The organism is Brachybacterium muris (assembly GCF_016907455.1).
Taxonomy (GTDB): domain Bacteria; phylum Actinomycetota; class Actinomycetes; order Actinomycetales; family Dermabacteraceae; genus Brachybacterium; species Brachybacterium muris.
Map to the genome: position 1 here is coordinate 1,307,623 of NZ_JAFBCB010000001.1, position 13,393 is coordinate 1,321,015.

9 protein-coding genes and 2 rRNA genes are annotated in these 13,393 nt (G+C 66.5%); all 11 read left to right on the forward strand.

What is annotated here, in order from left to right; translation table 11 throughout:
* Positions 1-124: 124 nt before the first annotated feature.
* The 11 genes from JOD52_RS06040 (at position 125) to steA (ending at position 13,392) form a co-directional block, all read left to right on the forward strand.
* Positions 125-3,184, forward strand: a 23S ribosomal RNA gene (locus JOD52_RS06040).
* A gap of 119 nt (positions 3,185-3,303) precedes the next feature.
* Positions 3,304-3,420, forward strand: a 5S ribosomal RNA gene (rrf, locus tag JOD52_RS06045).
* Positions 3,421-4,421: 1,001 nt separating this feature from the next.
* A complete protein-coding gene (locus JOD52_RS06050) occupies positions 4,422-4,589 on the forward strand; it encodes a hypothetical protein (RefSeq protein WP_204409083.1) in 168 nt (55 codons plus the stop codon).
* 60 nt (positions 4,590-4,649) lie between these two features.
* Complete coding sequence (locus JOD52_RS06055) at positions 4,650-5,108, forward strand: hypothetical protein (RefSeq protein ID WP_204409084.1); 459 nt, start codon at positions 4,650-4,652, stop codon at positions 5,106-5,108.
* On the forward strand, positions 5,051-5,791 hold the full coding sequence (locus JOD52_RS06060; protein WP_204409085.1) for a hypothetical protein: 741 nt from the start codon (positions 5,051-5,053) through the stop codon (positions 5,789-5,791). The genes JOD52_RS06055 and JOD52_RS06060 overlap by 58 nt, the downstream gene beginning before the upstream one ends.
* A gap of 132 nt (positions 5,792-5,923) precedes the next feature.
* Entirely contained in the window at positions 5,924-7,654 is a 1,731-nt protein-coding gene (locus JOD52_RS16970; protein ID WP_239551810.1) for a hypothetical protein, read from the forward strand.
* Complete coding sequence (locus JOD52_RS06070) at positions 7,651-8,667, forward strand: HAD-IIA family hydrolase (RefSeq protein WP_204409086.1); 1,017 nt, start codon at positions 7,651-7,653, stop codon at positions 8,665-8,667. The genes JOD52_RS16970 and JOD52_RS06070 overlap by 4 nt, the downstream gene beginning before the upstream one ends.
* A complete protein-coding gene (locus JOD52_RS06075) occupies positions 8,664-9,518 on the forward strand; it encodes an SAM-dependent methyltransferase (RefSeq protein WP_204409087.1) in 855 nt (284 codons plus the stop codon). Before JOD52_RS06070 ends, JOD52_RS06075 begins: the two co-directional genes overlap by 4 nt.
* On the forward strand, positions 9,515-10,465 hold the full coding sequence (locus JOD52_RS06080; protein WP_204409088.1) for an NAD kinase: 951 nt from the start codon (positions 9,515-9,517) through the stop codon (positions 10,463-10,465). Before JOD52_RS06075 ends, JOD52_RS06080 begins: the two co-directional genes overlap by 4 nt.
* Positions 10,466-10,477: 12 nt before the next feature.
* Positions 10,478-12,214 (forward strand): DNA repair protein RecN, encoded by a 1,737-nt coding sequence (gene recN / locus JOD52_RS06085; RefSeq protein WP_204409089.1) that lies wholly within the window; start codon positions 10,478-10,480, stop codon positions 12,212-12,214.
* On the forward strand, positions 12,211-13,392 hold the full coding sequence (gene steA / locus JOD52_RS06090; protein WP_204409090.1) for a putative cytokinetic ring protein SteA: 1,182 nt from the start codon (positions 12,211-12,213) through the stop codon (positions 13,390-13,392). Before recN ends, steA begins: the two co-directional genes overlap by 4 nt.
* Position 13,393: the final 1 nt, after the last annotated feature.

Sequence of the window (13,393 nt, forward strand, 5' to 3'; positions counted from 1 at the left end):
GCTGGTCCTCCCTGCTTCCTGTTGCCGGTATCGGCTCAGGTGGTGGTGTGGGGTTGTTTCTTGAGAACTGCATAGTGGACGCGAGCATCTTGTAAGCAATTTATATGAGTGTCTTTGTAGTGTTTGCCAAGTCTTTAAGGGCGTACGGTGGATGCCTGGGCACGAGGAGCCGATGAAGGACGTAGGAGTCTGCGATAAGCCTCGGGGAGGTGACAACCGACCTGTGATCCGAGGATGTCCGAATGGGGAAACCCACCGCGAGTCATGTCGCGGTACCCGCCACCGAATGTATAGGTGGTGTGGAGGGAACGCGGGGAAGTGAAACATCTCAGTACCCGCAGGAAGAGAAAACAAATAGTGATTCCGTGAGTAGTGGCGAGCGAAAGCGGAAGTGGCTAAACCTGGTCTGTGTGATACCCGGCAGGGGTTGCAGGTTGGGGGTTGTGGGACGTATCTGGATTGTCTGCCGGCGATCCGACGTGGACGTGCATTGGTAGTCGAAGTCGTGGTGAGTGCGACGGCGTAGAGGGTGTGACCCCCGTAGACGAAACTGTTGTGCGGCGTGATGCTGTTCCCGAGTAGCACCGGGCCCGTGAAATCCGGTGTGAATCTGCCAGGACCACCTGGTAAGCCTGAATACTACCTCGTGACCGATAGCGGACAAGTACCGTGAGGGAAAGGTGAAAAGCACCCCGGGAGGGGAGTGAAATAGTACCTGAAACCGTGCGCTTACAATCCGTCGGAGCCTTACGGGGTGACGGCGTGCCTTTTGAAGAATGAGCCTGCGAGTTAGTGGTCGGTGGCGAGGTTAACCCGTGTGGGGTAGCCGTAGCGAAAGCGAGTCTGAACGGGGCGTTCAGTCGCCGGCTCTAGACCCGAAGCGAAGTGATCTATCCATGGGCAGTGTGAAGCGCGGGTAAGACCGCGTGGAGGCGCGAACCCACTTCAGTTGAAAATGGAGGGGATGACCTGTGGATAGGGGTGAAAGGCCAATCAAACTTCGTGATAGCTGGTTCTCCCCGAAATGCATTTAGGTGCAGCGTTGCGTGTTTCGTGCCGGAGGTAGAGCACTGGATAGGCGATGGGCCCCACCGGGTTACTGACCTTAGCCAAACTCCGAATGCCGGTACGTGAGAGCGCAGCAGTGAGACTGTGGGGGATAAGCTTCATAGTCGAGAGGGAAACAGCCCAGAACATCAGCTAAGGCCCCTAAGCGTGTGCTAAGTGGAAAAGGATGTGGAGTTGCTGAGACAACCAGGAGGTTGGCTTAGAAGCAGCCACCCTTGAAAGAGTGCGTAATAGCTCACTGGTCAAGTGATTCCGCGCCGACAATGTAGCGGGGCTCAAGTACACCGCCGAAGCTGTGTCATTTCACTTTATTGTGGGATGGGTAGGGGAGCGTCGTGCAGACAGCGAAGCCGCGGGGTGACCCAGTGGTTGAGTCTGTACGAGTGAGAATGCAGGCATGAGTAGCGAAAGACGGGTGAGAAACCCGTCCGCCGATTGATCAAGGGTTCCAGGGCCAGGTTAATCCGCCCTGGGTTAGTCGGGACCTAAGGCGAGGCCGACAGGCGTAGTCGATGGACATCGGGTTGATATTCCCGAACCGATCGTAGGAGGACCCATACCGAGGCATCTGATGCTAACCACCCGAGCTTGCCTCGTGCCCTTCGGGGTGCGTGCGTGAGTGAGGCTGGGAACCAAGGGTGTAGTAGGTCAGCGCGAGGGATGACGCAGAGAGGTAGCTTCCGCGGACTTAATGGAATAGTCCGTCTAAGCGTGCAGCCCGGTCACGGTAATGCGTGGCCATGAGGGTGAGACGTGATGGGGATCCCGTATGGGCGTAGGTGAGTGATCCTGTACTGCCGAGAAAAGTTCCAGCGTGACGAATACGGTCGCCCGTACCCTAAACCGACTCAGGTGATCAGGTAGAGAATACCGAGGCGTTCGAGAGAATCGTGGTTAAGGAACTCGGCAAAATGCCCCCGTAACTTCGGGAGAAGGGGGGCCCAAGGAGTGAGAGCTCTGAGGGCCGCAGAGACCAGGGAGAAGCGACTGTTTACTAAAAACACAGGTCCGTGCGAAGTCGTAAGACGCTGTATACGGACTGACGCCTGCCCGGTGCTGGAAGGTTAAGAGGACGGGTCAGCTCTTCGGAGCGAAGCTCAGAATTTAAGCCCCAGTAAACGGCGGTGGTAACTATAACCATCCTAAGGTAGCGAAATTCCTTGTCGGGTAAGTTCCGACCTGCACGAATGGCGTAACGACTTCTCCACTGTCTCAACCGCGAACTCGGCGAAATTGCATTACGAGTAAAGATGCTCGTTACGCGCAGCAGGACGGAAAGACCCCGGGACCTTTACTATAGTTTGGTATTGGTGTTCGGGACGGCTTGTGTAGGATAGGTGGGAGACTGGGAAGCATTCACGCCAGTGAGTGTGGAGTCGTTGTTGAAATACCACTCTGGTCGTTCTGGATTCCTAACCTCGGTCCGTGATCCGGATCAGGGACAGTGCCTGATGGGTAGTTTAACTGGGGCGGTTGCCTCCTAAAGAGTAACGGAGGCGCTCAAAGGTTCCCTCAGCCTGGTTGGCAATCAGGTGTTGAGTGTAAGTGCACAAGGGAGCTTGACTGCGAGACAGACATGTCGGGCAGGTGCGAAAGCAGGAACTAGTGATCCGGCACCTCATTGTGGAATGGGTGTCGCTCAACGGATAAAAGGTACCCCGGGGATAACAGGCTGATCTTGCCCAAGAGCTCATATCGACGGCATGGTTTGGCACCTCGATGTCGGCTCGTCGCATCCTGGGGCTGGAGTTGGTCCCAAGGGTTAGGCTGTTCGCCTATTAAAGCGGTACGCGAGCTGGGTTTAGAACGTCGTGAGACAGTTCGGTCCCTATCCGCTGCGCGCGTTGGATATTTGAGAAGGCCTGTCCCTAGTACGAGAGGACCGGGATGGACTGACCTCTGGTGTGCCAGTTGTTCTGCCAAGGGCATGGCTGGTTGGCTACGTCGGGAAGGGATAACCGCTGAAAGCATCTAAGCGGGAAGCCTGCTTCAAGATTAGATATCCATGCACTTTTAGTGTGAGAGGCCCCCAGTAGATGACTGGGTTGATAGGCCAGATGTGGAAGCATGGCAACGTGTGGAGCTGACTGGTACTAATGGCTGATGACTTACTCAAACACTTCACTTGTGTGATTGTTTGTCTGTGTGTTCGCGTCCACTGTGTGGTTCTTGGGAAACAACTGCTTGCATGGCCCCTAGTGGGTTGTGTTGGGGGCTGGTTGGGTCTCGTTGTGTTACGGCGGTCATAGCGTCGAGGAAACGCCCGGTTCCATTCCGAACCCGGAAGCTAAGCTCGATTGCGCCGATGGTACTGCACTCGGGAGGGTGTGGGAGAGTAGGTCGCCGCCGGACATCTTCATTCGGGAAGGGATGAAGGAGTTGTAGCATTACCTGTTTGGGTGTGCTCCTCCTTCGTCCCTTCCCCTTTTTCATGCCCAAAAGCAGTTGTGTACTGTGCCTTACGGACGGGGCTTGTGGACGGATAGTGGAATCGGCCTAGTTTTCGTGCTGCCGCTGTGGCCGGTGTCGGCGCCATAGCCCGCCCTGGCTCCAACAGCTGGAAGTCTGGGCAGGCCCAACGATCGAAAATGGAAAAGGAGCGGTTCTGGGAGGGCAACTAGATCTTTCGCTCGCATTTCGTTTTCCTGGCGGGGAGCTCGACCTTGCAACCGCTGATCCTCGCGGTCATCCAGGAGATGAGAGCGACGGCTACGCAATCGAGCGGGTGCTCTATCCTGCGCCGGCACGTCCGGATCGTTGTAGACGCCTCTCTATCGCCGCACCGCTATCGACTCTGGGAGCGCATGACCCGCATCGCTTAGCGCACCGGCACAGAACCGCTCGTCAAGGGCAAGGCCCACGGCGGGCTGCAGGGTCAACGAGGATGCCGGGCGGGTCCAGACGACGCCTGAGGGCCTTTACGCACCACGGAAGAGGGTCGCCATACTCCGTCTGCAGGGTGGCCTCGCCTATACCTCCCGGGGGGCCTGACACGATGGCGATTGTGGGACCACGGATATCTGGCATCGCAGCGTCCCGTACTCGATACGGAGCAGGGAGCACGGAGCGCTGGTAGCCGGCGCGATGCTCGATCAGTCGCTGCTCACGCGGCCCCGGGGGTCCAAGTGACCGTGCCGTTCCACACGTTCGACATCGCGGTGGCGGGAAACTCTGGGTGGCCGTGCGAGATCTTGCGCTCGATGCGTGCGAAGGGCCCGTGCCCACCGCGGGAATCGCTGCTGTGCATAGGGCGGCCAGCAGAAGTATCTCCGCCAGCTTTACCGCGGGGGCGCTGTCCACCTCGTCCAGAACCCCAAACGCTGTGATGGCACCCAGGGCCTCGGCTGAGGGTCATGCCGGATGTGCCGCGCTTCTACATCCCGATCGGCGCGAAAGACCTGGTCGCGGTGATCGCGGTGGGGAGCCTGCCGGACGTGGACCGCGTGACCGGCCGGATCCAGAAGATCCCCGGTGTCCTGCGCAGAGAGACGAGCCTGCTGCTGCGCAATGTCCTGGCCTGAGTCGCGACCTGATCGTCCCGGTCCGGTCGGCCCGCCCGCTCTGCTGTCACACTGGTGACCATGCCGTCCCAGGCCACCAGCCGCCCCCGGATCCTCAGCGCCGTTCGCCTGGAGAACACCTCCTTGCTGCTCGGCCTGCTCGGCCTCGCCGTCGGCGCTGCGGTGGGTGTGAGCGGACTGTCGGAGACCAGGCCGCTGTTCGGCAACGATTCCATCGGGAACATGGCGGCCCTGGCCGCACTGGTCGCGGCCGTGGTGTCCGGGCTCATCACCCTGACCTGGGTGACCCCCGTCAACCGCCCGTGGTTCCGCAGCCTGCGCTGGTGGCGACTGCTGCTGAACGTCCTGGGGCTGACACTGCTGCACGCGATGCTCGCACTGCTCACGACGCTGGCGGCCTTCGCCGTCTTCCAGAACGCCTTCGAGGGGTGGCACTGGACCGCTGGGCCGGAGCGTTCTGGGTGGCGGCCGCCGGCGGGCTGTGGGGGTACATCACTGCCTCCAGCGCCATGTCGCTGACCACCCACTCGCTCTCGGTGCTGCTTCTGTTTCTCCTGGGAGCCGGCGCACTGTCCAGTGCGTCCAGTGCCTCGGAACCTCGCTGGTGGGACCTGCACTTCTCGGCACTGGGCACCTCCTCGGACTTCTCCGGCCTCACCTTCAACATGACCCTGCTGGTCACCGGTATCGCCCTGACCACTGTCGGCGACTTCCTGGCGCACGACCTCGGTGTGTGGGCGGTCGGCGCCGGAGAACGCGCCTGGAAGGTGACGGCGGTACGAGCCGCGATGCTCTCGTTCGGGGTGCTGGTGGCGCTGGTGGCTCTGATCCCGGTGGACGTGAACAAGGAATGGCATGACACCGCCGCGCAGTCCCTGGTGCTGGTGTTCGCCGTGGCCCTGGTGTCGTTCCCGATCATGTTCCGGCGCATGACCGGCAGCTTCCAGGCGGTCACGCTGGTGATCGCGGCCCTGCTGGTGATGCTGCTGGTCCTGTACGAGGGCGTGGACTACCTCAACACCACCGCCTTCGAGATGGGGGCGGGGGCAGCGGTGTTCCTGTGGCTGCTGCTGTTCATCCGAACGGTGACCGCTGCGGTGGAGGAACTGCCGCACACGACGTCCGAGGTGGCACGGGCCCCCGGAGCCGAGGCGGTCGAGCCGGTGCCGTCGACCGACCGAGCTGTTACGTCCGAATCCTGATGAACCTCGGTGCGGTCGCCTACAGCGAGCCGTGAGTGCAGTCACGGAAGGGGCGGTTACCGACCCGTACGGGGGTAGGGGTCACTTATCGTTGTCGATCGATACCACCCACAGAGACGACGGATGTGCTACGTGGCTGAGAACAGCAAGAGCGACAGCGGCCAGGGGGGCGGCGAGAAGCGCGCCGACGACGATCGATACGCTGATCGCCCGCGCGCTCGACAGGGCGAGTACCAGCGCCGTGACAGCGGCGACAGGGCGCGCAGGGACGACCGGACACCGAGGTCCGGCAATCGGGGAAAGGACGGCGAGCGCAAGCAGTACGGCGCCCGCGATCGAGATCGCAAGCCCTACGGTGACCGCAAGCCCTACGGTGACCGCAGCAATGAGGGTGGCCGGAAGTCCTACGGGGACCGCAGCACTGACAGCGATCGCAAGCCTTATGGCGATCGGAAGTCCTACGGTGACCGCAAGCCCTACGGCGACCGCAGCGACGAGGGTGGCCGGAAGTCCTACGGCGAACGCCGCGGGGGTACCGGATCCAGCAACTGGGGCCCTCGTTCGGCGCGTGAGGACCGCCCGCGGTCGGTGGGGGATCACCCCGGCACTGCGCGCCACCGTGACTACCAGCCCACGGACGGCTCTCGCCCGCGCCGGGACGGCGCAGCGCAGCGTGGCGAGCGCCGCTTTGATGACCGTCCACGGCGCGATGGCGGCGACAAGCGTCGCTTCGACCGCAAGAACGACCGCGGCCCGGACCGCGGTCGTCGGGACGACGACGGTCGAGGACGCTTCGACCGTCGGGACGACCGTGGTCAGGACCGACGCCGGGACGACCGAGGCGCCGACCGACGCCGGGACGACCGAGGCGCCGACCGACGCCGGGACGACCGAGGCGCGGACCGTCGTCGCGACGAGGACCGCCGCTCCTACCGCCCGGGTGAGCCGGAGCGCTCGACCCGTCCGTTTGAGCCGCAGATCCCTGCGGGGATCACCGGCCGGGAGCTGGACGTCGATGCCCTCGACGAGCTGAAGGGCCTGAACCGTGAGACGGCCGAACGGGTCGCCAAGCACATGGTCGCCGCCTTCGCCCTGGAGGCGGAGAACCCGGAGGCGTCGCAGAACCATGCCAAGTACGCCGCCCGTATCGGAGGGCGCATCGGCGTGGTCCGCGAGACCTACGGGATCCTGGCCTACCGCGCCGGCGACTACGCCACCGCGGTCCGTGAGCTGCGGACCGCGCTGCGGATCACCGGACGCTGCGACGTGCTGCCGATGATCGCCGATTCCGAGCGCGGGCTGGGTCGTCCCGAACGGGCTCTCGACCTCGCCGCGTCCGACGATGCCTCGGGGATGGGGGCCGATGCCGCGATCGAACTGATGATCGTGGTGGCCGGCGCCTACGCCGACACCGGAGACATCCAGACCGCGCTGCGCACCCTGGAGATCCCGGCACTGCGGCACAAGGTGGACGGCCGCTGGCAGGTGCGGCTCTGGGTCGCTTACGCCGACCTGCTGGAGCGAGCGGACCGCACCGACGAGGCGCGCCGCTGGCTGACCCTGGCCGCCGACACCGATACCGAGGGACTCACCGACGCTGCAGAGCGGCTTGGCCGGCCCACCCCGTCCCAGGCCCCCGAGCCCTCATGGGAGGACGACGAGCAGATCCTCGTGGTCGATGCCTTCGAGGAGGAGATCGATGAGGGGCAGGAGCCCGAGACCCAGGATCCTTCAGAGCAGGAGCCCGGAGACGAGCAGGAGCCCGAGCCCAAGGAGCCCTCAGAGACCGAGGACGGTGACGAGCCGCAGGCTGAGCCCGAGCTGGTGACCACCCCTGATTCTGCTGCGGAGGATGCTCGATGATCCGCCGTCCGGAACCATCCCTGCTGGACCTTCACGACGCCCTGCTGCTCGATCTTGACGGCACCCTCATGCACGGCTCGCGGCCGATCCCCTTCGCCGCAGAGGCGGTCACGACCGCTCGCTCCCGCGGGCTGCACGTCGTGTTCGCCACCAACAACGCCTCCCGCACCCCGCAGCAGGCCGCCGAGCACCTGGCGACCGTGGGCGTCGATGCCCAGCCTGGGGAGTTCGTGACCTCCCCGCAGGTGGCATCACGACTGCTCGCAGAGCGTCTCGAACCCGGCGCCGAGGTGCTCGTGGTGGGCGGCCCCAGCCTCGCCGACGAGATCCGCACCGCGGGCCTTCGCCCGGTGGATGTCGACTCCGATTCGGTCGTCGCGGTGGTGCAGGGCTGGTCGCCCGACCTCGACTGGCCGCGACTGGCCGAAGGCGCGTACGCCATCCGCCGCGACGCCCTGTGGATGGCCACCAACGTCGATGCCACCCTGCCCACCGAGCGCGGCCTGGCCCCCGGCAACGGGTCCATGGTGGCGGCGCTGCGGCACGCCACCGGTGTGAACCCTGACGTGGCGGGCAAGCCCGAACCGGGCATGTTCACCGTCGCCGCGAACGACGTCGGCTCGCGCAGCCCCCTGGTGGTGGGGGACCGCCTGGACACCGACATCGAGGGAGCGAACCGCGCGGGCATGGACTCCCTGCTGGTGCTGACCGGCGTGGACTCAGTCGCCACAGCCCTGCACGCCGACCCGGTGCGACGCCCCACCCACATCTTCGCCGACCTGTCCCACCTGACGGATCCCTGCCCGCTGCCGGTGGTCACCGACACCGAGGCCCGCTGCGGTTCCGTGAGCGTCACCTGGGCCGACGGCGACATCATCCTGCGCGGCGAGGTCGAGGACCCCCGGGTCCTGCGCGCCCTCCTCGCCCTGCTGCGCACCCACGCCGCCGACGCCGCATGGACCGGCCGGCTGCTGGACGGCAACGGAGCCCCGATCGAGGTCACGGCCCCGTGAGCCCGCGTCGGCTCGACGTCGCACTGGCGGTGGTCGGGCTGGCACGGTCCCGCACCCACGCCCAGCGCATCATCGACGAGGGGCGCGCCCGGATCGATGGCCACCCTGCCCGACGCGCCAGCACCCCCGTCCCGGAGGATGCCCGGCTCACCGTGGTCGACGTGCCCGACGGCGTCGAGTACGCCTCCCGTGCCGCCCACAAGCTCAACGGCGCCCTGCAGGAACTGGGATTGACGGTCCAGGACAGGCACTGCCTGGACGCCGGGGCCTCCACCGGTGGCTTCACCGACGTACTGCTGCGGCGCGGCGCCGAAAAGGTGATCGCCGTGGACATCGGCCACGACCAACTCGCCGAGCACCTCTCTGTCGACCCCCGCGTCACCGTGATGGACGGCACCAGCGTGCGCGATCTCGAACCCGCGCTCATCGGGGGCAGCATCGATCTGCTGGTGGCCGATCTCTCCTTCATCTCCCTGCGCACCGTGATGGCAGCGCTCGCTTCCGTGGTGCGACCTCGCGGTGACCTGCTGCTGATGGTCAAGCCCCAGTTCGAGGTGGGTCGAGAGGCACTGCCCCGCACCGGGGTGGTCGCCGATGCGGCCGAGCACTGTCGGGCGGTGACCGGTGTCGCTCGCAGCGCCGCCGAGACCGGTCTGGAGGTGGCCGGCGCCGGCGCCAGCCCCCTGCCCGGGCAGGACGGGAACCGTGAGTTCTTCCTCCACCTGCGCCCCACCGGCCACGCCGTGACGCTCACGGACCGCGTCTGTGACATGATCGAATCCGTCGTGACCGGACGCTCCGCGCCCGGCCCGCACCGACACATCACCGAGGGGGAGGACGGAGCAGGATGAGGCGCTTCCTCCTGTACGTCCACACCGGCCGCCGTGCGGCCCGGGACGCCATGCTCGCAGTGCTGGACGACCTCGCCGAGAGGCAGGTCGAAGCCGTGCTGATGAGCGACCAGGTCGCCGAGGTCCGCGCCCTGCCCGCCGCAGAGATCCCCGAGGGCCTGATTGCGGCCCTCGAGGGCGAGATGGTCGAGGTGCTCGACGTGATCGAGGCCGGTGACCCTGTGGAACTGGGCATCGTCCTGGGCGGTGACGGCACTATCCTGCGGGCACTGGAGTCCGTGCGCGACGCCGACATCCCCGTGCACGGGGTGAACCTGGGCCACGTGGGCTTCCTCGCCGAGAGCGAGGCGGAGGGCCTGGCCGCCACCGTCTCCCGTCTGCTGGACGGCGAGTACGAGATCGAGAGCCGCAGCGCACTGCACATCACCGTGCTGGACGCCGACGACGCCGTGATCGCCGAGCACTGGGCGATGAACGAGGGATCGTTGGAGAAGGCCAACCGTCAGCGCATGGTGTACGTTGCCATCGAGATCGACGGCCGCCCCGTCTCGTCCTTCGGCTGCGACGGCGTGCTGCTGTCCACCTCCACCGGCTCCACCGCCTACGCCTTCAGTGCAGGCGGCCCCGTGATCTGGCCCGAGGTGGACGCCCTGCTGCTGGTGCCGCTGGCGGCCCATGCCCTGTTCGCCCGCCCCCTGGTGCTGGGCCGTTCCTCCGTGGCCGCTGTGGAGATGACGATGGACAACCGCGACGACGGTGTGCTCACCCTGGATGGTCGCCGCACCGTGGAGATCACTGCCGGGATGCGCGTGGAGGCACGGCTCTCCCCGGACTCGGTGCGCCTGGTGCGGATGTCCTCGACCCCCTTCGCGGACAGACTAGTGGAGAAGTTCCAGCTCCCGGTGGTCGGGTGGCGAGGTCGCTCCCGCGGCCCCCGCACCCGCTGAGGCAGGCCCCCCATGCTCTCCACCCTGCGCATCCGCTCCATCGGCGTGATCGAGGACGCCACCCTCGAGTTCGGCCCCGGCTTCACCGCCCTCACCGGCGAGACCGGTGCCGGCAAGACCATGGTGGTGACCGGACTGACGATGCTGCTGGGGGCGCGACTGGACCGTGGCCGCACCGGCACCGCTGCCACCGTGGACGGCACCCTCACCCTGGCCGGCCATGACCGCCTCGCCAACGCCCTGCACGAGCTCGGTGCGGAGGAGGAGGACGGCGAGGTGCTGGTGGTGCGCCGCGTCACCCGCGACGGCCGCTCCCGTGCCCACATCGGCGGTGTCCCCGTTCCCATCGGCACCCTGTCCGCACTGGTCGGAACAGCTGTCACCGTGCACGGCCAGTCCGACCAGCAGCGTCTGCGCGAACCCGACGCGCAGCGCGATGCCCTGGACCGCTTCGCCAAGGACGACGTCGCACCGCTGCTGGAGCGCCACGAGCAGCTGTGGGAGCAGCGCTCCGCCTTGCGCGATCAGCTCGCCGAGCTCGAGGACCTGCTGCAGCGCCGGGACCGCGAGGGCACCCGACTGCGCGAGGCCCTCGAACGTCTCGAACGCACCGACCCGACACCAAGGGAGGACGATGACCTGCGCAGTGAACTGGAACGTCTCGGCAACGCCGCCGAGCTCCGGGCCGCAGCCGACCAGGCCGCCCTCGCCCTGGTGGGCGACGACGGCCCCGCCGCAGCACCCCTGCTGGACATCGCCTCCGAGGCCGTCAGCCGGGCCGCCCGCACCGATAGCACACTGACCCCGCTGGGGGAGCGGCTGGAGGCGGCCCGCATCGAACTGTCGGACCTCGCCGCGGAGCTCTCCCGCTACGCCGACGGCATCGACGCCTCCCCGGGAAGGCTCGACACCGCCAACGAACGCCTCCACGACCTCACGGCCCTGGTGCGCGACCTGGGACCGGTGCTGTCCGGCCCCGACGGACCCCCGGAGTCGGTCACCGCTCTGCTGGAGAACTCCCGGCACGCCGCCGCCGCACTGGACCGTTACGACGGCGCCGAGGAGGAACGGGAGCAGGTCGCCGCCCGCCTGGCCGCACTGGAGGAGGACCTGGACCAGGCCGCGACGGACCTCACCGCGGCGCGCACCCGTGCCGCCGCTCAGCTCTCCGGCGCTGTGCAGGAGGAACTGCGGCACCTGGAGATGCCGGACGCGGACATCACCGTGACCGTCACCGCCCACGCCCACCGTCACCACGGTCGTGACGCCGTCGCGATCCTGCTGGCCCCGCACCCGGGCGCGGAGCCGCTGCCGGTGGCGCAGGCAGCCTCCGGCGGCGAACTGAGCCGGGTGATGCTGGCCCTCGAGGTGGCATTGGCCGCCCACCGCCAGGACCGCACCGCCGCGCCCGTGTTCGTCTTCGACGAGATCGATGCCGGCATCGGCGGTCGCGCCGCCCTGGCCGTCGGCCAGAGGCTCGCGCGCCTCGCCCGCCACGCGCAGGTCATCGTGGTCACCCACCTCCCGCAGGTCGCCGCCCACGCCGGCACCCACCTGAGGATCGAGAAGACCAGTACCGGCGGTGCCACCAGCTCCCGCATCGACGCCCTGGACCGGCAGCAGCGGATCCGCGAGCTGTCCAGGATGCTGGCCGGCGACGACCACTCCGATGTGGCACTCGCCCACGCTCAGGAACTGCTGGATGATGCCACTGCGGTGAGGACAGAACCGGGAGAGGGGACGCCATGAGCGCCCTCGACCAGGTCACCGTCTCCGGCACTGCCCGACTCGGCAAGCGCACCAAGGACCTCACCAAGCGCCTGTCGCCGGGCGACATCGCCGTGATCGACCATGAGGACATCGACCGGGTGGCCGCCGAGGCCCTCGTGGAGCGCCGCCCCGCTGCGGTGCTCAACGCCGCCGAGTCGACCTCCGGGCGCTACCCGAACGCTGGCCCACGCATTCTGGTCGACGCGGGCATCGCCCTGGTCGACGGACTGGGCCAGGCCGTGTTCGAGCAGCTCCACGAGGGCCAGGAGCTCACTCTGCGCGGTTCCATCGTTCTCGTCGGGGACAGGGTGATCGCCCAGGGGATCGCCCAGGACCAGGCCACCGTCACCGCCGCCCAGGAAGCGGCCCGGGAAGGACTCTCCGAGCAGTTGGAGATGTTCGCGCAGAACACCATGGAGTACATGCTGCGGGAGAAGGACCTGCTGCTGGACGGCATCGGTGCCCCCGAGGTGCGCACCAAGCTGGCCGGCCGCCCGGTGCTGATCGTGGTGCGCGGCTACCATTACAAGGAGGACCTGGTCACCCTGCGTCCGTTCCTGCGCGAGTCCCGGCCAGTGATCATCGGGGTGGACGGCGGGGCCGACGCCGTGCTCGATGCCGGGTTCCGGCCCGACATGATCATCGGGGACATGGACTCCGTCTCCGACCGGGCATTGTCCAGCGGGGCAGAGCTGGTGGTGCACGCCTACCGCAACGGACGCGCCCCCGGCATGGCCCGTCTGGAGGAACTAGGGGTGGACCAGGACGCCGTGTTGTTCCCCGCCTCCGGCACAAGCGAGGACATCGCCATGCTGCTGGCGGACGAGAAGGGCGCTGCCGTGATCGTTGCCGTCGGCACCCACGGCACCCTCGAGGAGTTCCTGGACAAGGGACGCGCCGGCATGAGCTCCACCTTCCTGACCCGCCTGCGCATCGGCTCCAAACTGGTGGACGCCAAGGGCGTTTCCCGCCTGTACCGCCAGCGGATCTCCAACTTCCAGCTGGCCCTGCTAGCAGTGGCAGGACTGCTGGCCCTGACCGTCGCGATGTGGGCCACACCGGGCGGCCAGGCACTGCTGCAGATCCTCGGCGCCCGCCTGGATGGCATGCTGTCCTGGTTCACCACGCTGTTCGCGCCCCGCCTGCCGGGCGGGTAGG